28 protein-coding genes, 1 other RNA gene and 1 pseudogene are annotated in these 21,801 nt (G+C 45.4%); 9 read left to right on the top strand and 21 right to left on the bottom strand.

Going from position 1 to position 21,801, the window contains the following annotated elements:
• Positions 1-17: 17 nt before the first annotated feature.
• The 4 genes and pseudogenes from LQ247_RS12015 to LQ247_RS22315 all read right to left on the bottom strand — a co-directional run.
• A complete protein-coding gene (locus LQ247_RS12015) occupies positions 18-1,367 on the bottom strand; it encodes a cytosine permease (protein WP_231006097.1) in 1,350 nt (449 codons plus the stop codon).
• A gap of 32 nt (positions 1,368-1,399) precedes the next feature.
• On the bottom strand, positions 1,400-1,786 hold the full coding sequence (locus tag LQ247_RS12010; RefSeq protein ID WP_020451518.1) for an OsmC family protein: 387 nt from the start codon (positions 1,784-1,786) through the stop codon (positions 1,400-1,402).
• A 2-nt stretch (positions 1,787-1,788) separates the two neighbouring features.
• On the bottom strand, positions 1,789-2,412 hold the full coding sequence (locus tag LQ247_RS12005) for a TetR/AcrR family transcriptional regulator (RefSeq protein ID WP_025811499.1): 624 nt from the start codon (positions 2,410-2,412) through the stop codon (positions 1,789-1,791).
• A 298-nt stretch (positions 2,413-2,710) separates the two neighbouring features.
• Positions 2,711-2,833: pseudogene (locus LQ247_RS22315) on the bottom strand (hypothetical protein); the annotation flags it as partial.
• Positions 2,834-3,275: 442 nt separating this feature from the next.
• Here LQ247_RS22315 and LQ247_RS11995 point away from each other — a divergent pair.
• Together LQ247_RS11995 and LQ247_RS11990 are read left to right on the top strand one after the other, a co-directional pair.
• The gene (locus LQ247_RS11995) at positions 3,276-3,725 is read left to right on the top strand and encodes a DMT family transporter (protein WP_023857645.1); all 450 of its coding nucleotides are present in this window, start codon (positions 3,276-3,278) and stop codon (positions 3,723-3,725) included.
• 21 nt (positions 3,726-3,746) lie between these two features.
• A complete protein-coding gene (locus LQ247_RS11990) occupies positions 3,747-4,232 on the top strand; it encodes a DMT family transporter (protein WP_020451514.1) in 486 nt (161 codons plus the stop codon).
• A 173-nt stretch (positions 4,233-4,405) separates the two neighbouring features.
• On the opposite strand, the gene ssrS is transcribed toward LQ247_RS11990, so the two are convergent.
• A non-coding RNA gene (gene ssrS, locus LQ247_RS11985) (6S RNA) lies at positions 4,406-4,589 on the bottom strand.
• Positions 4,590-4,748: 159 nt separating this feature from the next.
• Between ssrS and LQ247_RS11980 the strand changes: the two genes are divergently transcribed.
• Entirely contained in the window at positions 4,749-5,510 is a 762-nt protein-coding gene (locus LQ247_RS11980; protein WP_023857646.1) for an N-acetylmuramoyl-L-alanine amidase, read from the top strand.
• A gap of 54 nt (positions 5,511-5,564) precedes the next feature.
• On the opposite strand, the gene LQ247_RS11975 is transcribed toward LQ247_RS11980, so the two are convergent.
• The 4 genes from LQ247_RS11975 to sufU all read right to left on the bottom strand — a co-directional run bounded on the left by LQ247_RS11975 (position 5,565) and on the right by sufU (position 8,247).
• A complete protein-coding gene (locus tag LQ247_RS11975; RefSeq protein ID WP_020451510.1) occupies positions 5,565-6,539 on the bottom strand; it encodes a DMT family transporter in 975 nt (324 codons plus the stop codon).
• Positions 6,540-6,546: 7 nt separating this feature from the next.
• Positions 6,547-7,212, bottom strand: coding sequence for a GntR family transcriptional regulator (locus LQ247_RS11970; RefSeq protein ID WP_026579697.1), 666 nt, complete (start codon positions 7,210-7,212; stop codon positions 6,547-6,549).
• Between the two features lie 44 nt (positions 7,213-7,256).
• Positions 7,257-7,721 (bottom strand): Fur family transcriptional regulator, encoded by a 465-nt coding sequence (locus LQ247_RS11965; RefSeq protein WP_231006096.1) that lies wholly within the window; start codon positions 7,719-7,721, stop codon positions 7,257-7,259.
• Positions 7,722-7,815: 94 nt separating this feature from the next.
• Entirely contained in the window at positions 7,816-8,247 is a 432-nt protein-coding gene (gene sufU, locus LQ247_RS11960) for a Fe-S cluster assembly sulfur transfer protein SufU (protein ID WP_020451508.1), read from the bottom strand.
• A 203-nt stretch (positions 8,248-8,450) separates the two neighbouring features.
• On the opposite strand from sufU, the gene LQ247_RS11955 reads away from it, so the two are divergent.
• Positions 8,451-9,251, top strand: a complete 801-nt coding sequence (locus LQ247_RS11955) for an MBL fold metallo-hydrolase (protein WP_231006095.1) — start codon at positions 8,451-8,453, stop codon at positions 9,249-9,251.
• 18 nt (positions 9,252-9,269) lie between these two features.
• Here the strand turns inward: LQ247_RS11955 and LQ247_RS11950 are convergent, their stop codons facing one another.
• The 8 genes from LQ247_RS11950 to LQ247_RS11915 form a co-directional block, all read right to left on the bottom strand.
• Positions 9,270-9,887: a hypothetical protein gene (locus LQ247_RS11950; RefSeq protein ID WP_231006094.1), complete on the bottom strand. Its 618-nt coding sequence runs from the start codon at positions 9,885-9,887 to the stop codon at positions 9,270-9,272.
• 117 nt (positions 9,888-10,004) lie between these two features.
• Positions 10,005-10,982: a class 1b ribonucleoside-diphosphate reductase subunit beta gene (nrdF, locus tag LQ247_RS11945; protein WP_020451505.1), complete on the bottom strand. Its 978-nt coding sequence runs from the start codon at positions 10,980-10,982 to the stop codon at positions 10,005-10,007.
• 20 nt (positions 10,983-11,002) lie between these two features.
• Complete coding sequence (gene nrdE, locus LQ247_RS11940) at positions 11,003-13,105, bottom strand: class 1b ribonucleoside-diphosphate reductase subunit alpha (protein ID WP_020451504.1); 2,103 nt, start codon at positions 13,103-13,105, stop codon at positions 11,003-11,005.
• Positions 13,062-13,457, bottom strand: coding sequence for a class Ib ribonucleoside-diphosphate reductase assembly flavoprotein NrdI (gene nrdI, locus LQ247_RS11935; RefSeq protein ID WP_020451503.1), 396 nt, complete (start codon positions 13,455-13,457; stop codon positions 13,062-13,064). The genes nrdE and nrdI overlap by 44 nt, the downstream gene beginning before the upstream one ends.
• 250 nt (positions 13,458-13,707) lie before the next feature.
• A complete protein-coding gene (locus LQ247_RS11930; protein WP_020451502.1) occupies positions 13,708-13,920 on the bottom strand; it encodes a hypothetical protein in 213 nt (70 codons plus the stop codon).
• 313 nt (positions 13,921-14,233) lie between these two features.
• Positions 14,234-14,455 carry an RNA chaperone Hfq gene (gene hfq / locus LQ247_RS11925; RefSeq protein ID WP_020451500.1) on the bottom strand — a complete coding sequence of 74 codons (222 nt, stop codon included), beginning with the start codon at positions 14,453-14,455 and terminating at the stop codon, positions 14,234-14,236.
• A gap of 41 nt (positions 14,456-14,496) precedes the next feature.
• Positions 14,497-15,441, bottom strand: a complete 945-nt coding sequence (miaA, locus tag LQ247_RS11920; RefSeq protein WP_025811482.1) for a tRNA (adenosine(37)-N6)-dimethylallyltransferase MiaA — start codon at positions 15,439-15,441, stop codon at positions 14,497-14,499.
• Positions 15,442-15,542: 101 nt separating this feature from the next.
• On the bottom strand, positions 15,543-15,944 hold the full coding sequence (locus tag LQ247_RS11915) for a YmaF family protein (protein WP_020451498.1): 402 nt from the start codon (positions 15,942-15,944) through the stop codon (positions 15,543-15,545).
• A gap of 124 nt (positions 15,945-16,068) precedes the next feature.
• On the opposite strand from LQ247_RS11915, the gene LQ247_RS11910 reads away from it, so the two are divergent.
• The 3 genes from LQ247_RS11910 (at position 16,069) to erbB (ending at position 17,375) form a co-directional block, all read left to right on the top strand.
• Positions 16,069-16,290: a hypothetical protein gene (locus tag LQ247_RS11910; protein ID WP_020451497.1), complete on the top strand. Its 222-nt coding sequence runs from the start codon at positions 16,069-16,071 to the stop codon at positions 16,288-16,290.
• Positions 16,291-16,663: 373 nt separating this feature from the next.
• Positions 16,664-17,002, top strand: a complete 339-nt coding sequence (gene erbA / locus LQ247_RS11905; protein ID WP_080131392.1) for an SMR family multidrug efflux transporter EbrA — start codon at positions 16,664-16,666, stop codon at positions 17,000-17,002.
• A gap of 13 nt (positions 17,003-17,015) precedes the next feature.
• Positions 17,016-17,375: an SMR family multidrug efflux transporter EbrB gene (gene erbB / locus LQ247_RS11900; RefSeq protein ID WP_020451495.1), complete on the top strand. Its 360-nt coding sequence runs from the start codon at positions 17,016-17,018 to the stop codon at positions 17,373-17,375.
• Here the strand turns inward: erbB and LQ247_RS11895 are convergent.
• On the bottom strand, positions 17,372-17,827 hold the full coding sequence (locus LQ247_RS11895) for an OsmC family protein (RefSeq protein ID WP_059231941.1): 456 nt from the start codon (positions 17,825-17,827) through the stop codon (positions 17,372-17,374). The genes erbB and LQ247_RS11895 overlap by 4 nt on opposite strands.
• Before the next feature lie 164 nt (positions 17,828-17,991).
• Between LQ247_RS11895 and LQ247_RS11890 the strand changes: the two genes are divergently transcribed.
• Entirely contained in the window at positions 17,992-18,297 is a 306-nt protein-coding gene (locus LQ247_RS11890) for a hypothetical protein (RefSeq protein WP_020451493.1), read from the top strand.
• A 54-nt stretch (positions 18,298-18,351) separates the two neighbouring features.
• Here LQ247_RS11890 and LQ247_RS11885 read toward each other — a convergent pair whose 3' ends face one another.
• The 3 genes from LQ247_RS11885 to LQ247_RS11875 form a co-directional block, all read right to left on the bottom strand.
• Positions 18,352-19,203, bottom strand: coding sequence for an NmrA family NAD(P)-binding protein (locus LQ247_RS11885; RefSeq protein WP_188016680.1), 852 nt, complete (start codon positions 19,201-19,203; stop codon positions 18,352-18,354).
• 17 nt (positions 19,204-19,220) lie between these two features.
• Positions 19,221-19,637 (bottom strand): nuclear transport factor 2 family protein, encoded by a 417-nt coding sequence (locus tag LQ247_RS11880; protein ID WP_020451491.1) that lies wholly within the window; start codon positions 19,635-19,637, stop codon positions 19,221-19,223.
• An 87-nt stretch (positions 19,638-19,724) separates the two neighbouring features.
• Entirely contained in the window at positions 19,725-20,309 is a 585-nt protein-coding gene (locus LQ247_RS11875; protein WP_020451490.1) for a TetR/AcrR family transcriptional regulator, read from the bottom strand.
• Between the two features lie 181 nt (positions 20,310-20,490).
• Between LQ247_RS11875 and LQ247_RS11870 the strand changes: the two genes are divergently transcribed.
• On the top strand, positions 20,491-21,750 hold the full coding sequence (locus LQ247_RS11870) for a glycosyl hydrolase family 18 protein (RefSeq protein ID WP_231006093.1): 1,260 nt from the start codon (positions 20,491-20,493) through the stop codon (positions 21,748-21,750).
• Positions 21,751-21,801: the final 51 nt, after the last annotated feature.

Here is a 21,801-nt window from a genome sequence, read left to right as displayed (position 1 = left end):
CTTTCCTCCTTATCCGCTTAAAAACCAGACGATTCCTCTGTCGCTTCTCCGATTTCGTAACGGAGATTTAATTTTGTGAAAATAAATGTAAAAACGATATAAATCAAAAATGCAAGTATAGTAGAGTTAATCGGTCCGATGCCGAACGTTACCTTTGAAGCGGTAAAACCTCCGATGATCACCGAAAGAATCGCCGCAACATTCAGCTTCGAATAAGTTGTTCCAGCCCCGAATCGATATTGTTTTTTCTTGATGACAGGTGCTGTGATCCAATGATCTGCGATCATCACGCCTGCGATCGGCGGAACATACAAACCTAAAAATGTTAAGAATGGCACAAACATATTCTGGACACCTAATAATGCAATCATGATGCCGATCACGCCCATGATCGCCACAAGTGCTTTCTTAGGAATGTTCACAACATTGCGAAGCCCCAGAGATCCGGTATACAAATTGTTATCATTCGTCGTCCACTGTGCAAAAACGATGATGAAAAATGCCAAAAATCCAAGTCCGAGCTTGCTCATCGCGGCAGGAATATTCGGTGTTGACCCGATATCCGGAACATTCGCAGCAATGGCCATTGCCGCTCCTGCAACAAGACAGAAAACACCTCCAAGGAAATAACCGACAGACGCACCTATTCCTCCTGAAACCGCTCCTTTTGCATATCTCGTCACATCAGGAAAAACAACCGCACCCAATGCAGCATTTCCAACTACGATTGTAATTCCGGCAAATATCGTCATAGGGTCCCCTGTCGGATGAAACGTCAGCAAGTTATACCAGCTTCCAGAATAATTGACAGCACTCACAATGCCCCATATAGAAAAGATGACGACTAAAGGTACAGCGATAAAGCTTAAAGCGGCAAGTCCGCGATATCCTATAAAAGCGGTAAGGATCATTAAAATACCGCCCCAAACGATGGCGACTTCAGGCTTCGCAAGCCAAACACCCGGAAACATTTCAGAAATGGTCGTGCCGAAAAAAGCAACCTGCCAGCCAAACCAGCCGATTCCCAGCGTCAGCGCCAAGACGATTCCAAAAAGGCTCGATCCGTAGCGTCCAAAAGCCTGACGGGCAAGAACGGTTGTCGATATTCCGTATTTTGCACCCATTACACCTTGAAAAAAGCCATAGACCGCAAGAATCAGCATACCTAAGACGGCAGCCAAAACGGCGTGCGCAAAATTCAATCCCTGGATCAGCGCTCCTCCAGTCACAATCGTCGACAATGAGATAATCCAGGCACAGCTTGTAATCGTAATGTTAAAAATCGATTTTCTCTTATTTTCAGGCACTGATGTAACAGCAAAATCATCAGCATTTGTATAGGAAGGTTTTTTACTGTTGTTTTCCATTTTCATGCTCCTTCGTTTCATCATGTAGGTTGTTACACCATATTCGTATCAATCGTTACCCCTCGTTTTAACGTATTGCCGATTGTACATGCCCTTTCAGCAGAGGTGATTAATTTCTTTTTATAGTCGGTCGGAAGATGCTCGGGCAATTTGACGCTAACCGTACATTTTTCAACACGGGACGGGCCATCGGGCGCTTTAGCGGCGGAAACAGAAACTGAAAATTCATCCTCCTGCACTTCTATGCCGTCCCTTTCAAACATCCTTTGCAAAGAAATGGTGATACACATCCCTAATGAAGCTTCCAACAGCTCAATCGGCGAAAGGCCGTCTGAATTCGGAGTGAAAGACCCCTTGGCCTGCATACCGGCTTCATGAAAAATCCCAAACTCTCCATTTGTTTTTTGAATAATAGACAAGTTTAATTCCTCCTTTGGCCAATCAGCCCGAAAAATTCAAAATGAACCAATTCTTCAGTCATTTCATCAACTGAAAACTTGGGGACATAATTCAGATCATGCTTTGGCCCAAACAGCCATTTTGATAGTGTGCCCAACACAAGACTTGTTAACATGGTGGCCTGCAGATCAGTATTATGGGAGGAATTTAGCATGCCAAGCTCTGTAGCCCTTTGGATGTTCTTTTTAAATGCTTGTTCAACACTGATCAGCGCCTCTTCGATTGCCTCCCTGATTTCCGGATCGGCGCCTTGTCCCTTGACTAATAAAAACGTCATTAAGTTTCGGTTCTCCTGTGCAAACGTAAAAATTCTTTTCATAAGGGCTGTCGTGGATTGGATCATGTCATCTGTAAGAGCAAACGTCTGCCTGTAGCCTTGATGAATGGCTGCAAGAAGGTTTTCTTTCCCCTTGTCTATGATTTCCTTGGCGATTTCTTCTTTGCTTTTGAAGTGCCAGTAAAAAGTTCCCTGTGCAACGCCAGCCTGTTTTACGATGTCTGATATTTTTGTCGCATGATATCCTTTCGTAGCAAAAATCTCAAGCGCGATATGTAGCAATTCTTCTCTTGTATCCGTATTTCCCAAGTGTTTCCCTCCTTACCCTCAATCTCGATTGACAAGTCAGTCAGTTTTAGGGCCGTTAATCCTATTGGATTTGTAAGAATAATCTTATACAATGTTTTTTTCCTAGTCAAGTTGCTAACCTTTCCATTTTTCGCGCAATTACAAAATATGAGCAAAGCAAAACCTCTATTTCATTCTTTCATCCCTCTCACGGCCACTGGATCAAACGGCTTTCGGTTTATTTTTTCAAGAGATTTACAGTTTCATCGACTAATTCTAATAACGTTTTTTTATGATGTGATGATGAAACTTTTTGATGATCTAATTCCCGCAGCCTCGAATAAATGTCTTTCCGCTCATTTTGGAGTTCGCGTATGGCTTGTATCTCGGCATTGTTCAGTTGTTCCAGTCTTAATCGGAGCGCCTCTCTTTCGTTGAACACGTTCCCACCCCCTAACAAAATATTACTTGTAGTTTATAGGACTTTTTTCAGTTTAACAATTCTTCTTTCATGAAAATTTGCTTGTACGATTTGGATGAGCTGAATTTTGCCGGGATTCCAACTTACTTTTTATGGAGAGATTTTACGGCTTTGAACACGAGGAACCGGACTTACAAAAACCAAAGAGAACTCAGCCGGAGTCCTCTTTGGTTTTTTTATCGCTACATCACCTTATTGAATCTCAAAATCTTCTTGAAACATGATTTTCAAAAAAGAAAAACATGATATAGATACAAAGCTGCAAATTTTGAATTCTTTTCATCAATCAGCACTTGCATCATGAACTCCTTTTCGCCAAAATACAAAGTGTCCCTCAAAAACAACAAGACTTTCAGCTTTGAAATAATCGTTCCAATTACGGCAAAAAGGAGTTTTTAAAAATATGATCATTTTAATACTTATAGCCGGGATTTTGGCCGGAATGGCCATTCCTGTTCAAACCTCAATTAATTCACGGCTAGGCATGAAGATCGGGTCTCCTTACGGGGCGGCGGCCATATCTTTTTTTGCCGGTACGCTTATCCTGGTCATTGTCGCCTTAGTGACAGAGCGCCATTTTTTGTCTATCATCGGACTTCTCCCTTCCATCCCCTTGTGGATCCTCATTGGAGGCGGATGTTTAGGCGTTTTTTATTTAACTTCAAATATTTTGTTGCTTCCGCGTCTTGGATCAGCACTGACAGTTGTCGTCACTTTGCTTGGGCAGATGGTGATGGCTCTGGCCATCGATCACTTCGGATGGTTTCATATTCCCGTTCATGAATTAAACTTTCCTAGAATCATCGGCATTTTGTTCATCATCTCCGGGGTTTTCATTATCAAAAAATATTAATAGCAAGGGAGTTCATCACCGATGAAAAACAACACTATGAACGTTTTTCTTTACATGATGCTCGGGCTTTTTGCCGGAATGGCATCACCGATTCAAACATCTATTAATTCAGAGCTGAGAAATGCTCTCCAATCACCTTTTATCGCTTCACTTATTTCGTTTTTGGTTGGAATGGTCATTCTTCTCTTTCTTACGTCGATCATTGAACATCGGCGGTTATTTCATTTAAACAATTTACATACAGCAAAAACCTTTATCACGGGCAGCCCTTGGTGGCTCTGGACTGGCGGAATACTTGGCGTCATCTTTATCACATCCAATATTTTGCTTTTGCCGATTGTCGGAGCGTCACTTACTGTTGTTTTGGCTTTAAGCGGCCAAATGATCATCGCCCTCATCATCGATCATTTTGGCTGGTTCGGAACCCCCAAACACCGCTTAAATGTGCAGCGCATGCTGGGAATTGTCCTGATGATCACGGGAATTATCATCATTCAGCATTTTTGATGCCAGTCATTTTTGCACCTTCTACTTGCTGGAATTCAGGCATTCGTTTTTCTTTAAAATGAATAAAAGGGCGGTGTCCGCCCTTTATTTACAGCAAGTTAGTTTACATAAAACATTTACAGTAAACCGATTTTAAGCAAATAAAAAAAGCCATTTTATTCAAATGACTTAAGTGAAGTGCTGCAATTGCCGTATGCAAGTAAGAAAGTTTTAAACCACACTCCTCAAAGTGGGTGTCTGCAGAAACGTTCCTGTCGTCCTTTCGAGGAAGGCATGACATTCCGGTTCCGATATAAAACTCCCTATTACAGCTTAAAGGTTAAAACTTAATTATCATTACGTACAATGCAGCGTAATTGAATTATATGATAAAAACATTAAAAATGCAACCTCTTGCCTGAAGAGAATATGATGCTCTATAATAAGTTGAATATTTACAAAATTCTGCAATATTGTGGCGTTCGTACAACCCTTCATGTCCATCTGTTCATAGACTGTCTATTGAGGTGATGTCTTGTGGTAAAAATTTTTATCGATCCCGGCCATGGCGGGTCTGATACAGGTGCTTCAGCTAATGGTTTGCAAGAAAAACAGTTAACATTGCAAACCGCCTTGGCTTTAAGAAATATGCTGCTGAATGAATATCAAAATGTTTCAGTCCTGTTGAGCAGGACAAGCGACCAAACTGTCAGTCTGACGCAACGCACGAACGCCGCGAACAGCTGGGGAGCGGACTACTTTCTATCGATTCACATGAATGCCGGGGGCGGGACAGGTTTCGAGGATTACATTTATCCCGGCGTCGGCGCACCTACCACCACCTATCGGGATATCATGCATGAAGAGATTTTAAAAGTTGTCGATTTCAGGGATCGCGGCAAGAAAACGGCCAATTTTCATGTTCTAAGAGAAACAGCCATGCCCGCACTCCTTACGGAAAATGGCTTTGTAGACAATACAAGCGACGCCGAGAAACTGAAGTCTTCCGCGTTTATTCAATCCATTGCCAGAGGCCACGCCAACGGACTCGCAAGGGCATTTAACCTTTCCAAAAACGCAGCAGCTCTCTATAAAGTGCAGATCGGCGCTTTCAGGACCAAAGCCAATGCCGATTCGCTTGCCGCTCAAGCGGAAGCGAAAGGGTTTGATGCCCTTGTGATTTACAGGGACAGCCTTTACAAAGTGCAAATTGGCGCTTTTTCTTCAAAAGAAAATGCCGAAGCGCTCGTTCAGCAAGCCAAAAACGCCGGATTTGACGCTTTCATTTACCAGGAATAGGGACAATCATCAAGAAAAGCCCGCGATCTGTCTCGTATAGATCGCAGGCTTTTTTCATGCTTTTGCAGCTTTACTTTGAATCGCCGGCTTTTGCGTTTGATTCGATGCATGGCTGTTCAACACCATTCCGATAATCACAAGTGCCATGCCGCTCCATGAGATGGCACCAGGAAGCGGACTTGAAAGAAGCAAAATTTCACCAGCGGCAGCAAACAGCACTTCAAACGATTGTGTGGCCTCGACAGCCCCTAATTTTCGCATATCCCCTTTTACAAGATCGGTTGCGGCAAAGAACAGCACAGTTGCGCATATTCCGGAAAAGACAGCCACCAAACCTGACTGAATGACTTGTCCCCGGCTGGGCGCACCCGCCGATGCCAGCCCGTACAGTGAGAGGATCAGCCAAAACGGAAGGCTTGCCAACGTCATCCCCAATACCCGCTGATAAGCATCAAGGCGCCCGGCGCATGCTTCCATCATTTTTCTGTTCCCAAGCGGATATGCAAATGAAGCCAACATAACCGGCACGACGCACAGCAGCATCTCATGCAAAGAAAGCTGTGCCGCATGCTCAGCCTGCATCAGCGCCACCCCGATTAAAATGATCAACGACATCGCCAGCCCTTTATAGGGAATTTTGCCCCTCATCTGTACGGGACCTGTTTTTGTTTGGATGGTTTCGTAAAAAAGCGGCGCCAAAAGGGAGCCGGAAATAATCGTGATTTGCCATGTTCCTGCAATCAGCCAGCCCGGCCCGTAAGCCGCCGCAAAACAGAGCGGCGCATAAAAGAGGCCGAAGCCGACGATGCTCCATCTCAGCCAAATGCCCGGTGCTTTTTTGATTTCCTGAAAAAGTTCTTTTACGTTCCCCCTCAGCCAAACAATGACAAATAAAAGAGGCGCCATAAAGATAAATCTTAGCGATGCGCTCCAGATCCAGCTTCCCCCTTCAAGCTCCATCGCCCTGTTTAAAACGAATGTAAAAGCAAAAAAGAAGGCTGCAAAAACGCCCAGTATAATCGGCCTCACAATCCCCTCACTCCTTTTCCTGATGTCCGGCCAATCGGTCTCCGAGACTGAGCCAGTTTTCCTCGGCAAGCTTGATGGCCGCATTCCGATCCCCCTGTCTGCAGGCATCGATGATGTTCTGATGCTGTTCGACAGATTTCAAGCTGCCGATCGAGGAAAACTGCGACATCTCAAGGCGATAAATTTTTGAAGAAATTCTCTCCAATGCCCGGGTAATTTCCGGGTTTTTTGATGCTTGTAAAAACACCTCATGAAAAGCAGCATCCGATTCGATTGCTTCGATAATGTCTTCTTTTTGAATCGCTTGCTGCAACGTTTGATTATGCGCCTCCAGTTGATCAAGGTCTGAATCCGTTAAAAAAGGAAACGACAGCTTGACAGCCAGCGCATGCAGTGCTGCAGTGACTGTAAAAGCATGTTCAGCTTCCTCGCGATTTAACGGTGCTACACGTGTTGCTGAACCCGGAACAGTTTCAACAAGTCCTTCATCTTCCAGGCGTTTGAGCGCCTCCCTGACAGGTGTGCGGCTGATGCCAAACTGCTCTGCAAGCTCCTGATCATGCAGGCGCTCCCCCGGCTTTAGTTCCAAATGTACGATGGTGCGCTTCAGCGTTTGATACACTTCTTCCCGAAGCGAAATTCGTTTGATTCGTTTAATGTTATTTTTCATCATAAAACCAATATATCGGATTTTGGTTTTATGCACAACCAAATTTTTTATCTAACCCCTTTCTCTTTAGCGGCGTATTTTCTTTTCGCCTGGCAATCTTTGCAGATGCCGTACAGTTCCAATCGGTGATGTGTCACTTTAAATCCGGTCAGCCGTGCCGCAATGTCTTTTACTTTCTCCAGTTGCGGACAATGAAAATCGACGATCTTCCCGCATACTTCGCATATGACATGATCATGTTCCTCTAGAGCCAGATCAAAACGAAGCGGATCGGTAAACCCCATTTCTTTTATAAGGCCCTCTTGTTTAAAATAGCGGATGGTGTTGTATATCGTCGCTGTACTGACGGCAGGATATATCTCCCTCAATGATTGTTGAATTTCAGCTATTGTGGGGTGGTTCCTGTTGACTAGAAAATAATGGTAGATAGCCAGCCGCTGCGGCGTCATTCGAATGCCTTTCCGTTTAAGCTGCGCCATCGCTTCCTGCTTTACATTCGTTTCGTTTTCCATACCTCTTTCGTCACTGCCCCTTTTTTCCCTTGAATCTTCCGATATTCTTTGCCTGGCGGCCTTAGAAACGGAGTGCTTTAGATGTGATGTTCATTTAATAAACGTTCTCCTTGATCCGATCGAGCGCCTGCCAAGGCATCAGGGCACAGTTATGGCGGGCCCGTAACGGATGGACGCCAATCAGGGAAACGGCATCTCCCAGCAGATCCTCTGCCGGTTCTTCTCCTTTTCTGATCATATTTTCCATCGCTTCACGCATTAGCCCGGCTTCTTTTAACGTCTTTCCTTTTATCAGTTCCGTCATGATTGATGAGGAAGCCATGCTGATGCTGCACCCATCTCCGATAAAAGCTGCGTCTTCGATCTTTTCATTTTTAATGTCGATAAACAAAGTCATCACATCACCGCATGTTGGATTTTTGTAATGGACGTAATACGCGCTGTGTTTATCGATTTTTCGAAAATTTCGCCTGTATCTTGCATGATCCATAATGACGGACCGATACAGCTCTTCCAGTTTTGGCATGAAATGATGCTCCTTCCCTTTTAAACAGTTGTATTTTGGTTGAAAGAACAAACGGATTTAGTTATACTTCCGTTATTAAATCGTAATCATTACGATTTAATAATAACCGATCAAGAAGCTCACCGCAAATGAAAAGACACAATGAAACTGCCTCTTCTAATAAAAAGACAGATCGGTCAAACGCAAAGGGGGAAGGGTTTATTATGAAGGAGCCAGACCGCATTCAACTCGATTCTTTTCACATGACACTTTTATCTGATGGAGCATTTCGAGTTTCAAGGGATTTCTTTTTGGCGGGAGGAGACCCTCATGAAGCAGAACATTATCCTGAAGAATTTGAAGTAGCGCTGAACTTTATCTGCCTGGAAACGAACGAAAAACGGATACTGATTGATACGGGATTTGGCGAAACAGGCGGACAAGAAAGCGGGCACTTGATTCATCACCTGACACAGGCAGGAATTAAGCCTAATTCCATAGACTATGTCATTTTGTCACACAGTCATTTAGATCATACGGGAGGTCTTCTGAATAACGGGAAACCCACTTTTCCAAACGCTGTTCATCTGATCAGTGAAGCAGAATGGCTGTACGCAAAACAATCGCCTGCCTCTGAACAGTTTCGCATTCTCTCCACTGTCCGGCCGTTTCTGAAGCTGCTGACAAAAGATACCGAACTGCTTCCCGGACTGAAGCTGATCCATACGCCTGGACATACACCTGGACACTTGACTATTGAATTACAGACAAAAGACGGGGTCTGTCAGATCATCAATGACGTATTTCACATTCCCGAAAGCATTTCCAATCCAAAGCTGCGGGTTTCGCTTGAGCATGACCCTAAAGAGGGAGAAAAGACAAGAAGACTGCTGGCCCGGCAGGCTTATAACGGACAGGTCCTGCTCCACGGGTGTCATTTCCCCTACCCTGGTTTCGGGTTAATTGAAAAGCAGGGCTCACTTTTTCAATGGAAACCGGTCCAATACGAAAAGAAAACTCGCTGAATCAGCGAGTTTTCCCATTTAAACTAAGATATCAACGACAAACTGTGACCAAGATTCAAGTCTGTCATAGACGCTTTTATCTTTCAGATCACTGGCTTTCATCCACTGGCCGGCAATCTGCTCCTTTTCTTTGACTTCAACGTGTGCGCCCGGTTTTAATTCAAGCGCTGAAAGGATTCCGATATGTACTTTTCCGACGCTGTTTTCATCATCATTAATCAGTCCGAGCGTCACCATTTTTTCTTTATCTGATTCCTCAATCAGAAGCTCTTCATCAAGTTCACGGTCTGTGTTTAACTTCAGAATACCGGAAAAATCAAGCCCTTCGGCAAAGTTCATGTGGCCGCCGAAGCCGAGTGACAGCTTGTTGTGAAGCCGCGCTTCCCCTCCGCCTTCGAGCCGCTCGTATACAAATATTTCGTCTTCTCTTTTGATGACAACATAAGGGATCGGCTGTTTAAACGCAGGATCATCTTCGGCGTCTCCCCTTCTCATTTCACTGAAGTGCTGTTCAATATGCGCCATGATCTTCCCGACCTTCTCACCGTCGCTGTTGACGCCCTGGAAGGTCAGCGTTTCATTTGCAAATACGTTTTCCCGCGGGACCACGAGAATGATTTCATCCATTTTTCCCATTGTATCCGTTTCCTCCTCAAAGTGAAAAGAGCAGATTCGTTCTGCTCTCATTTTGCCGTGTATCTATAACTGAAAGGCGGGGCTTGGGCGCGGATGCGCCCTTTTAGCCCGGCCGGCTTACTTATCGTCAAAGTAAAAATCGTCGTCTCTTATCGGTTCAACTGTTGCTTTTTTATAGCCGTTTCCTTTCATTGAGAAGAAGTCGTGTGACTTCGTTTTCGTATTCAACCCGTTCAACACAATCGGATTGATCTCTTCTTCTTCAAAATAAGCTTCAAAGCCAAGGTTCATCAGCGCTTTGTTGGCATTATAGCGGATGAACTTCTTCACGTCGTGTGAAAGGCCGACCTGGTCGTACAGATCTTCTGTATATTCAAGCTCATTTTCATAAAGCTCTTTTAATAGATCAATGGCAAACGCGTACAGCTCTTCTTTTTTCTCAGGTGTCTGCTGATTGTAAATTTCCTGAGCGAGCAGGCCGACATAGACGCCGTGAATCGCTTCGTCCCGCAAGATCAGGTTGATGATTTCGCCGCTTTGCATCAGCTTGCCCTGTCCGTAAAAATAAAGCGGGTAGTAGAAGCCGCTGTAAAACAGGAAGCTTTCTAAATAAACGGATGCGACCATCGCTTTAAACAGCGAAATTTTATCGCCCTGGCGGATTTTCTCATAGAGTCCGACAATGACCTGAGCTTTTTTCTGCAAATATTTGTTTTGTTTAACCCATTCAAAGACTTCGTTGATCGTCTCTGTCGGGGCAAGCGTCATGAAAATGTTTGAATAGGACTTGGCGTGGACCGCGTTTTCCATCATCGCCATGAAGTTCAGCACCGCTTTGCGCTGATGCCCTTCCACATGCTCAGCGACAAGGGGCATTCCCGTGTTCCCCTGCTCTGTATCGAGAAGCGTCAGCCCCGCGAGCACCTTCATGTATGTGTCCTGTTCATTTTTACCCAAGTACTTCCATGTCAGAAGATCTCCATTAAGCGCAATCTCTTCCGGAAGCCAAAATTGCTTCACATTTTGGTTGTAAAACATTTGGGTAAAATCATCTTCATGCTTTGACCAGTTTGCTGCATCATAAATTTTCGTCACTTTCGCATACTCTCCTTTAATCAAACGACACAAGAAAGGCAGCCTTCTTGCCCTGTATCCTTCGTTCTTGCATAGTAAAGTGTTTTGATTCCTTTATGGTGGGCATAAAGATCGATCCGGTTCAGATCGCGTGTCGTCATTGTATCTTTCAGGAACAATGTAAAGCTTATGCCTTGGTCAACGTGCTGCTGAATCGTCGAGATCATGTCGACAACTCTGAACATGTCCATATCATACGCTTCTTTATAGTAGAACCAGTTGCTCGGCGCAAGTCCAGGCATCGGATAGTACGTCTTGGAGTTGCCGTAAGTTCTTTCTTCAATCCGCTCCATGATCGGCATGACTGATGCCGTACTTGACTGTACATATGAAATGGACCCGGTCGGTGCGATGCACAGTCTGTAGCTGTGATACAATCCGTGTTCTTTGACAAACTGTTTCAGCTGTTCCCAGTCTTCTTTTGTCGGGATGTGCATGCCTTCAAAAAGCTTGGCCACTTTTTCGAATTTAGGCGAGAAATCTTGTGTAACATACTTTTCGAAGTATTCACCCGTTGCGTAAGCCGAACCTTCGTAGTTATGGTACGTCTCACCTTTTTCTTTGGCGATTTCGGCAGACCGTTCAATCGAGTAAAAGTTCATCATCATAAAGAAAGTGTTCGCGAAGTCCCTCGCTTCCTCACTTTCGTAGGCGATATTGTTCTGTGCCAGGAATCCGTGCAGGTTCATCGCTCCAAGGCCGATGGATTTCATCGCTTTGTTCGCTTTTTTGACCGCCGGTGCGTTCGTAATGTTCGTCGTTTCAGAAACGTGCGTCAGCGAATCGGTTGCAAGCTTAACCGTCTGCTCAAGCGATTTGTTTTTCATGACGTTCAATATGTTCAATGAACCAAGGTTGCAGGAGATGTCAAGGCCGATCTCATCTTCTTGACCGTAGTCTGTGTATGAAGAAACCTGTGAAGCCTGAAGAACCTCTGAGCAAAGGTTGGAAAATTTAACCTTGGAAATATGATTGTTCGCATGCGCGTTGTTGACATTGTCCTGGAACATAATGTACGGATATCCTGATTCCGATCTTAACATCGCAAGCTTTTCGAGCATCTTGCGCGGGTGGATTTTTTCTTTTTTGACGCGCGGATCTTCCACAAGCCGGTCGTACATCTCGTTCATGTCCATTTCATCGAGGTGCTCGCCGTACGCTTTATAAACGGTGTGCGGATAGAATACGTATGCCGCTTTATCCTCTCTTGCAAGCTCGATGAATTTATCTGGAATGACGACTCCGATGGACAATGTTTTCACCCGGACATCCTCATCAGCCGAAATCTTCTTCGTATCGAGGAAATCGTTGATGTCGCGGTGGAAAATGTTTAAGTATGCAGCCCCTGAGCCTTGTCTTTGTCCCATCTGATCAGCGTAACGGAATGCGTTGTCAAGAAGCTTCATCACGCCGACGACGCCTTTTGTCGCGTTTTCGACGTCTTTGATCGCTTCGCCTTTCGCACGCAGTTTTGAAAGGTTCAACGATACGCCTCCGCCTAGCTTTGACAGCTGCATTGAAATATCAATCGCTCTCGAGATGTCGTTCAAGGAATCATTGACTTCCAAGAGGAAGCAGCTGACCAGCTCTCCTCGGCGTTTGCGGCCGGCATTTAAGAACGTCGGCGTGCTCGGCTGATACTCCTGGTTGATCATCATTCTGACGAATTCCTTCGCCTTCTCCTTATCCCCGTTTGCAAAAAATAAAGCTACGATAGAGATTCTGTCTTCATAGCGTTCAAGAATTTTTTTCTTGTCGTTTGTCTTCAGCGCATAGTCATTGTAAAACTTAAAAGCGCTCATAAAGGACGGGAATCTGAATTTTTTAGCGTAAGCCTCTTTGAACACTTCCTTGATTTCTTCGAACGTGTAGCGGCTTAAAAACTCTTCTTCATAGTAGTCATTCTTGATTAAGTAATCGATTTTCTCTTTCAGATCATGGAAAAATACCGTATTTTGGTTGATATAGTCTACAAAATAACTATGTACAGCTTCTTTATCTTTATCAAACTGGAATTTCCCGTCTTTTTGGATCATGATCTCATTGTTTAACTGGATCCATTTTGGCACTTGATTTTGTGACAATTCTTTCTACCTCCTGAGTAAACAGTTCAACGTCTTTGGCCGTCCCGCTGAGCTCAAATTTGCCGAGAATCGGAACCTGATACTGCTTCGAGATTTTTTCTGCGCTTTTCGCAAAATTGTCTCCCCACACTCTGTTTCCGCTTGCCGCAACTCCCAAAAGAAGATGGGCGTTTTTCTCAAGAAACATCTCAGTCGTTTTCGGAACTTCCCCAAACCCTGTCGTGTACGTGATCAAAACAAACGGTTCGTCTAGATACTCCTCTGTGCTGACTTTCCGTTTATTGCGAAAAGGCGTCTTATCCACAAAGCGCTGAACGTTTCCCGTTTTTGAATCAAATACGATCTGAATCATCATTATCACGACCTAGTAAAATTGTTTCCGAGTCTTTCAACTCGAACCTTACACAATATATAGTATACTATCATTCAAGAAAACACAATATATTGTGCTCAGGTTGATGAAAGTTCACAATTTGCTTCAGCTTAGGAGGCCTAAGGCCAAAGAAATATGAGTAGAATGAGAGCCGTTCGCTCATCCTACTCACAAACCGAAATCTATCATAACACGAAAAAAATTGAGTTAGTAGACTAGACTTTTTCGCTTATTTTTTGTAAGTGTCACAGCACTTGTTCTCGCATACCTCTTTAATATCGGCTTCGATGCCGAGTTCCTTAAGAACCGACTGAACAGCCGTCATGATCGACGCTTCCCTGACAAGTTCTTTTCCGTTGACGAGAATACTTGTGCCGTATTCATAGCAGGAATCATCTTCACACGTCTCTTCCCAATGGTTGATGACGATCTTAGGTTTCATTGTTCGCTCATTCCTTTTCATTTTCAAACTGAATTGATGTAAACACTACTTAGTTTAGCGATTAGATGCCGCTTTGTAAATTTGAATGCCTCGGTCTTTCACAGGACGTGATGACGGCGGCGTTTTAGACAGGATGTCCAGCAATTGGTCTCCGTTCCTTTTATTCCCAGACTCCTGCTCGGACCGGCAACGGCCGCAGTTGATTGTAAAGTCGCCTCGAAAACGACAAAATCCCAAAACAGTAAACTGTTTCAGGATTTTGTCAGGCAATCTGAAAAGACCATGCCAGGCATGGTCTTTTAGCCGTAAATCGCTATTCGAGTTCGAGTTGAACGTTTTTTTGCGGTGCAAATGTGGAAATGGCATGTTTGTATATAAGCTGCTGCTTTCCTTCCGATTCAATCAACACTGTAAAGTTGTCAAATCCTTTTACTTGTCCGCGCAGCTGAAATCCATTCAGTAAAAAGACCGTGACAAATGTACTTTCTTTCCGAATCTGATTCAAAAACTGATCTTGAATATTTATCGATTTCATGTTTCTGGTCCTCCTTGTTTCTCTATACCATACTGTTTCGATTAAAGTTCGAGCTTTCCTGCTATGTAAGTGAAAATTTCCTGTTTTTTCTGCTCGATATTGACAGGGGGCGTCATGTCATACCAGGCGACATCCATTTGATTTCTGAACCATGTCAGCTGTCTTTTGGCGTAGCGTCTCGAATTCCGCTTCAACGTCTCAACCGCCTCTTCCAAGGACGCTCTGCCTTCAAGGTACGCATAAAGCTCTTTGTACCCGATGGCCTGAACAGACTGGCAATTTCTTATGTTTTCATCATAAAGCTGTTTCACTTCATTCAGCAGCCCCTCATCCATCATCTGGTCTACGCGGCTGTTGATCCTGTCATACAGCACTTCCCGCTCCATCGTCAAACCGATGAGAGCCGTGGTGTATAAAAGCTCTTTCCGCTGTCCTTCCATATGTTCAGACATCGTTTTTCCTGTCGTATGGAAAATTTCAAGCGCCCTGATGACCCTTCGTTTATTGTTTGGATGAATGGCTTTTGCCGCTCCGGGATCGCGCTCTTTCAATAGACAGTGAACATATTCGGCTCCTCTCTTGTCAGAGAGCGCCTCCATCTCCGCTCGGAACTCAGGGTCGCCCGCTTCCTCTGTGAATGAATAGTCGTAAAGGACAGACTGGATATAGAGCCCTGTCCCCCCCACAATCATCGGAAGCTTCCCTCGCCTGCCAATCTCTGCGATTTTTTGTCTGACGATCTCCTGATATTCAGCAACCGAGAAAGATTCCGTCGGTTCTTTAATATCGATCAAGTGATGCGGAACCCCGTTCATTTCTTCTTCTTTAATTTTTGCTGTGCCGATATCCATTCTTTTGTAAATCTGCATCGAATCTCCGCTGATAATTTCCGCATTCAAATGCTCGGCCAGCATCACGCTTAATTTTGTTTTACCGACAGCGGTCGGTCCGATCAAAACGATGACCGGCGGTTTCGTTTTATTCACTGCTGATCACTCTCTTTAAACAAGCTCCTCCCATTATACCATTTCACGTTCAAAAACACCCATTTCATTTTACCCGTTTTCATTGTTTTCCAAACATTCCCTCACCACCCTATCGGCTCATTCCCCACGATTTCTCTTGTGGAACCCTTAAAAGTATGCCGGTGCCTCTCCTTTATTCCATCGCTTACATACACGACTCCGCCAAATCTGATCGGGGGAGCCGCAGAATATGCCAGATAGGTCGTGCCCCCGATTTCATGATAATGCGTGCCGTCCGCCCGCGGAATCGCGGGCCCCGTAATCGCGTAATACCTGTGATAATGTCCCTTATCGAAAGAAGTGATGCCGGAATAAAAATGAACGTGCCCATCTGTATTGCTCCCGTTTGCCGGCTGGGAAAAGCCTTCAATTAGGTGGTAATGGCCATTGGCAGTCGATGTTCTCGCCCTGTAGGCGTGGGCATGGGGAGGCGCTTTTGACCAATCCGACTGATACAGCGTCATGTTTCATTCACTCCTTTTTAAGGGCGGCTTCACTAAAAAATACGACGGGCGCCCAAGCAAAAACGGCTGGGCAGAATACAGTGATGTTAGTCAGGTTTCATTTTATTATTGGAGGGATTTTTTTATGAATCATTTCGAGCACGCTCCTGTATACGGCGACGACAACCAGCGCATCATCGGCAGACCTTTCTTTGGCGGACCTTTTGGGCGCCCGTTTTTCGGCCCGCGTCCGTTTTTCGGTCCGGGCCCCTTCTTCGGAGGTTTTTTGGGCGGACTTACTGCCGGAGCGCTTCTCGGCCCTTGGGGATATCCGTATCCGCCGTATCCTTACTATCCTTTTTTCTGACAGATAAAGGCTCTTCCAGGGGCCTTTTTACATAACTTTTTTCTTGACTTAGAACTTTTGCATCAATTAAGATGGATTTTACCAACCGGTTAGTAATACGGGTTTTTTTTATGTCTAAAAAAGAAGAAATCTTTGAAGCGGCCTCATGACGATTGCGGAATACACCTTTAACACTTTAAGATCGTTTATGGGCTGCGTTTTTTGATATTCGAATGAAAACTAACTTTGTACAAGCGCCCTTGCTGCGGCAGCATGTCTTAAACCGCAGCGTGAGTTGTGTGAAAAGAGCGCTGGCAAATGGTCAAAGTCTTTTGTTTCAATTGGAACTGCTGGCTGACGAAGAGAAAGCTCTCCTTTTGAATCATGGAATAACATTGATAGAGGAGGATTTCATATGATTGCAGGCTACATTTTTCTGCTGATCGCCATCTTGTCAGAAGCGGCGGCAGCCGCCATGCTGAAAATCTCTGACGGGTTCGCGCGCTGGCGGCCGTCGGTTCTCGTAGTGATCGGCTACGGTCTCGCATTTTACATGATGTCGCTCACATTGCAGGTCATCCCGCTAAGCCTCTCCTATGCGACTTGGAGCGGAGCGGGCACCGTTCTGACTGCAATCATCGGCGTCTTGTGGTTTCAAGAAAAGCTGAACCGGCGAAATATCGCCGGCATTATTTGTCTCGTGTCAGGCGTTGTCCTGATCAATCTGTCATAAGGAGGAGAATGTCATGAAAGGCATGATCTTTTTGGCGGCTGCCATTTTGTCCGAAGTATTCGGAAGCACGATGCTGAAGCTGTCAGAAGGCTTTAGCGCCCCCCTGCCCGCGGCCGGTGTCATAATCGGTTTTGCGGCTTCTTTTACGTTTCTGAGCTTTTCATTAAAAACACTGCCTTTATCTGCGGCTTATGCGACTTGGGCCGGCACCGGGACGGCTTTGACAGCTGCGATCGGGTATTTTATATTTCAGGAGCCATTCAATCTCAAAACTCTTATTGGGCTTGTATTGATCATCTGCGGCGTCTTTTTGCTCAATTCAAAGCATGCTGACGCCGCAGACCAAAAGGCTCAGCTCACGATCGAAATCTAATCCGCTTTGGAGACGACAATCTTCGGGTCTAATTCAATGGCGACATTGCCCTGAACCGCCCTTGATATCATACAGGATGTCTCCGCCTTTTCAGCCAGTCTTTCGGCAAGTTGGACCTCTTTTTCCGCCGCTTCTTTCGGAAGGCGGATCAGAGGTCTGTGAATGATTTTTTCGTACGTAAACACCCCGCCTGTCACATCGACAACAGCCTCGGATTCCATCGTCAGGCTCTCTTTTTCCAATCCGCTTCTTTCCATCATGGCTGCAAGCGTGATGATATAGCAAGTCGCAGCGGCGCCGAGCAGCATTTCGTCAGGGTTTGTCCCTGCCCCCGGACCGTCCATTTCCTTTGGAATTGAAATTTCTGTTTTTAAATTCCCGCTTTCAATCCTTCCGATGTCGTTACGTTTTCCAGGCCAGTCTGCCTGAAGGTAAAAATGATGTTTAGCCATAAAAATACCTCCTTTTTTTATCCTGCTTAAAGTCTACCGGTATTTGACCTTTCTGTCTGTTGATTTGCCTAAAAAACCGGTAAACCGTGACAGCCGTCTAACACACGGGGCATGAGCGGAACATAGAATACAACGAAAATCCGCGCAAGAAAGGACGAAAAGAAATGGAGAATGTAGAACATTTACAGCAGACACCGGCTCCCGAACAGCATATGCATATCCCCCAGTATCAGCACGCCGAAGCAGCCGTGCACCACATCAAATGTCCGTTGTTTCCGCACTTGAAACATAAGACGTTGTGCACAGTTGCGCCTTTTGTTCATTACGGTTTAAATGAAGCGCAAACCACTTCCTATCACCACGCCATGGAAGAAGTAGCGGCAATGGCTTATTTAATGGGCATGGGTATGGACCCTCACTTGGCCTACTGTACAGTTGAGTCATGGGAAATCAACGAAACATTCTACTAATTAGACTGAACGGTCAAAAATAAAGAGAAAAGACCGTTCAGTCTCAGGAACGAGTTAAAGCAGACGCCAGCGTCCGGCGTGTTCATTGGCGAAATCAGCCAGTGAACGCGGTTTTTTTCCCGTGATGCGTTCCACTGTATCTGTGATGCGGTTTTCTTTGCCATTCTTGATTTTCTCGTCTAGTTCCGACATGAATCCGGCATAATCGGGAGATAATCCTGCTTTTATATACCTTTCCCTCAAAGCGGACACTTCGACATTGACATGCCTGACGTCGCGGCCTGCCGCTCTGCCGATGATTGCCGCGGCTTCAGCATAACTCAAGGCTTCCGGCCCGGTCAAGATATGGCTCGTATTATGCGGCTTTTGATCAAGCAATGCGCGCACAGCCACTTCAGCAATATCGTCTGCATCTATAAACCCGACTTTGCCGCTGCCTGACGCCGTGACGATTTCATTTTTCTTCCGAATCGAAGCGCCATGCTGATGGTCAAAATTCTGCATGAAATATGAAGGCTTTAGCACCGTCCATTCAGGAACATATCGCCTGACCGCGTGATGAAGCTTCCCGAATACGGGTCCGTCTTCATCAATAATGGCAGCGCTGAGCAGAACAATGCGGCGGACGCCGGATGCCGCTGCCATTTCCAAAAACGGCACAACGAGCGGCGACGGTTCGAATACACCGACAGGTGCAACCAAATACAATGAGTTCGTGTTTTTTAATGCGTCTCTGTAAGTTTTTTGATCATTCCAGTCAAAATACACATGTTCCGTTCCGGCCATTGCAGGCATTCTCCGGCTTGCGATCCGGACGCCGGCCCCCGAACGTACAAGCCGTTTGGCGATTCGGCTTCCAGTCGTGCCGGTTCCGCCGGTAATCAATATTTTTTTCTCCACTTTTATCACTCCTTGTTACGTCATTAAAAAGTCTGCAGCCGTCCCCCGAACGATTCGATGACAGTCAGAGGATTCCAATAATCTTTGTAGTGAACAATTTTGCCCTCTTTCATGTTTACAAGGCTGATGTACTGTTGGTTATAAGGAAGACCCGTCTCGCACACCGTGCCTTCACATTCAAATTCGACAGCTGCATAGCCCGTATTTGCCATTTGATGAATAGTGGGCGCTGTGAAGCGGACAATATCGATCTTTTCGGGAAAATCCTTTATATATTCGTAAATCGCCGACTTTCCTTCTAGTTTTTTAGGAAAACCTGGCGGTGCATATGGATGCTCAAACACCGCGTCTTGATCCCAAAGCTGTATCCACTTTTCCATATCCTTTTCGAGCATCGACTGCAAAAATTGTTCCATCACATCGGTTATCGTATGCGCCATTTTCTTTCCCCCATTCTTTTTTGACCATTTGGTCTAAAATAGTGATAAAAACGAGCGGCAGCCCATCTTCCTTGACGAAAAAATTCTTTAATCAAGAACAGACAGGCTGACATCGATCAAATCCTGAAGGGCGTCAAAGTCCCCCGTTAACTTCGCCTGAAACGTGAGCGACAGCCGGGTTTGATTTAAAAAACGGGCAACTGCTGAAAGATCTTGACCTCCCTTCTTTAGTTCCCCCTGTGACTCGGCCCGGACAAGCGCTTTGTAAAAGGCGGTTTCCAGTTGCTTTGTCTGCTTATCAAAGTATTCGGCAACCTCTTGATCACGGGGAATTTGTTCAATTGCACTGTTGATGATATAGCATGCCTTTGAGCGCTCGGGGTCTTTCAGAGCGTTTAAGCTTTCCTGAAAGATCTGCCGAACCGATTGCTTCACTGAGCCGGGGCTTTCAAGCCTGGCGATTACTTGAGCATTTTTATCATCAAGATATCTTGTAAGAGCGGCTATAAACAGATCCCGTTTCGTGCCGAATGTATTGTACAGACTTTGCCTGGCAATTCCCAGGCGGCTGAGCAGCTCTTGCATCGATGCGCCTTCATAGCCGAATTGGCCGAAAACCTCCATTGCTTTATGAAGGACGAGGGCGGTATCGAATTCTTTGCTTCTTCCCAAGCCTTTATCACCTCCTTTATTTGAAGAATACACTTTTTAGATCGATCAGTCAAGAATTATCCGCTTCACGGATCTATTCACCAATCCGATTGAGAAAATCGGCGCATGATCCTTCAGCTCCGGTCATAGACATAGCATAAAACCCCTGTCACATACAGAGGAACAAAAGGAAGTGTGCCCGTTGTTTATTTATACGGTTCAGCCGGGAGATTCATTATTTGTCATCGGTGCCAGGTTCGGAATTTCGATTGACCAGATCCGATTGGTAAACGGGTTGGTCGAAACAAACATTGTCCCCGGACAGGCTCTTTTAATACCGCTTTATACATATACGGTTCAGCCGGGAGACAATTATGATTCGATCGCCCGCCGAACGTTTGTAACCGCCGAAGCATTGCAAAAAGCAAATCCGTCTGTAACGCCTGCCAATATGAGGCCGGGGATGAAAGTGACGATTCCGGAATTACGGAAAAAACCGATCACCGCTTTAGGATATTACACATTGAGAAACCCCGGCTTAGACCAGGAATTGATTCATAATTTTGCCCCCTACGCCACATATCTGGCATTTTTTGAATACCATATTTCAAGCGACGGATCGTTAAGCGAGCTGAATGATTCACCGGCGGTACAAACGGCCTGGAGGCGGCGCGTTCCTCCCCTCATGACAGTCACCAATCTGACAGAAACAGGCTTTAGTCCGTCTCTTGCGCACCGCGTATTAAATCAGCCTGTCGTAAGAAACCGACTCATCGACAATATTGTTCAAACGATTTCCAGAAAAGGATATGCTGGCGTCAATATTGATTTCGAACAGATTGTGGAGGAAGACAGAGATTTATTTTCAGGTTTTCTCCGCCTGTTGAAAGAGCGGCTGAAGCCTTCCGGTTATGTGTTGACGGTTGCCGTTCCGCCGAAAACAAATGAAAATATCGCCTGGCTGAAAGGGTATGACTATGGCGGAATCGGCGCAGTGAGCGACCTTGTCTTTATCATGGCATACGACTGGCACCACGGAACAAGCGAACCCGGCCCCGTCGCTCCGATCAATGAAGTCCGGCAGACGATTCAATTTGCCCTTCGCCATATTCCAAAAGAAAAAATCATTCTCGGCTTTCCGCTTTACGGCTATAACTGGACGCTGCCCTATCAGCCTGGTACCGTATACCCGGGAATCGCCAACCAAGGCGCCGTTCAGCTCGCCATGAAGCACCAGGTACCGATTCAATATGATACAAAGTCTGAGTCCCCTTTTCTCCAATACACAGATGAACAAGGCAGAAGGCACATCATATGGTTTGAAGACGCACGCAGTATTGGAAAAAAACTGCAACTCATCATCGAATACGGACTTGGCGGCGGCGGTGTCTGGCAGCTCACGCTCAGTTTTCCGCAAGGAACCTGGCTCTTGACCAAATTCTTTCGCGTCAGAAAAGCCTGACAGCAACATGTAATTTATTGTAAAATAGCAAACAGAATAATCCCGCTAACG

The sequence above is a fragment of the Bacillus sp. BS3(2021) genome, from assembly GCF_021043345.1.
Lineage (GTDB): Bacteria > Bacillota > Bacilli > Bacillales > Bacillaceae > Bacillus > Bacillus paralicheniformis.
This window is presented reverse-complemented; position numbering and strand designations above follow the sequence as displayed.

What these genes read in the sequence shown, in the direction of transcription:
- LQ247_RS12015 (WP_231006097.1), bottom strand. Translation starts at nt 1,367, where the DNA reads ATGGAAAACAACAGTAAAAAACCTTCCTATACAAATGCTGATGATTTT.
- LQ247_RS11995 (WP_023857645.1), top strand. Translation starts at nt 3,276, where the DNA reads ATGATCATTTTAATACTTATAGCCGGGATTTTGGCCGGAATGGCCATT.
- LQ247_RS11990 (WP_020451514.1), top strand. Translation starts at nt 3,747, where the DNA reads ATGAAAAACAACACTATGAACGTTTTTCTTTACATGATGCTCGGGCTT.
- LQ247_RS11970 (WP_026579697.1), bottom strand. Translation starts at nt 7,212, where the DNA reads ATGATGAAAAATAACATTAAACGAATCAAACGAATTTCGCTTCGGGAA.
- LQ247_RS11965 (WP_231006096.1), bottom strand. Translation starts at nt 7,721, where the DNA reads ATGGAAAACGAAACGAATGTAAAGCAGGAAGCGATGGCGCAGCTTAAA.
- sufU (WP_020451508.1), bottom strand. Translation starts at nt 8,247, where the DNA reads ATGCCAAAACTGGAAGAGCTGTATCGGTCCGTCATTATGGATCATGCA.
- LQ247_RS11955 (WP_231006095.1), top strand. Translation starts at nt 8,451, where the DNA reads ATGAAGGAGCCAGACCGCATTCAACTCGATTCTTTTCACATGACACTT.
- LQ247_RS11950 (WP_231006094.1), bottom strand. Translation starts at nt 9,887, where the DNA reads ATGGGAAAAATGGATGAAATCATTCTCGTGGTCCCGCGGGAAAACGTA.
- nrdI (WP_020451503.1), bottom strand. Translation starts at nt 13,457, where the DNA reads ATGATTCAGATCGTATTTGATTCAAAAACGGGAAACGTTCAGCGCTTT.
- LQ247_RS11930 (WP_020451502.1), bottom strand. Translation starts at nt 13,920, where the DNA reads ATGAAACCTAAGATCGTCATCAACCATTGGGAAGAGACGTGTGAAGAT.
- hfq (WP_020451500.1), bottom strand. Translation starts at nt 14,455, where the DNA reads ATGAAATCGATAAATATTCAAGATCAGTTTTTGAATCAGATTCGGAAA.
- LQ247_RS11915 (WP_020451498.1), bottom strand. Translation starts at nt 15,944, where the DNA reads ATGACGCTGTATCAGTCGGATTGGTCAAAAGCGCCTCCCCATGCCCAC.
- LQ247_RS11910 (WP_020451497.1), top strand. Translation starts at nt 16,069, where the DNA reads ATGAATCATTTCGAGCACGCTCCTGTATACGGCGACGACAACCAGCGC.
- erbB (WP_020451495.1), top strand. Translation starts at nt 17,016, where the DNA reads ATGAAAGGCATGATCTTTTTGGCGGCTGCCATTTTGTCCGAAGTATTC.
- LQ247_RS11895 (WP_059231941.1), bottom strand. Translation starts at nt 17,827, where the DNA reads ATGGCTAAACATCATTTTTACCTTCAGGCAGACTGGCCTGGAAAACGT.
- LQ247_RS11890 (WP_020451493.1), top strand. Translation starts at nt 17,992, where the DNA reads ATGGAGAATGTAGAACATTTACAGCAGACACCGGCTCCCGAACAGCAT.
- LQ247_RS11880 (WP_020451491.1), bottom strand. Translation starts at nt 19,637, where the DNA reads ATGGCGCATACGATAACCGATGTGATGGAACAATTTTTGCAGTCGATG.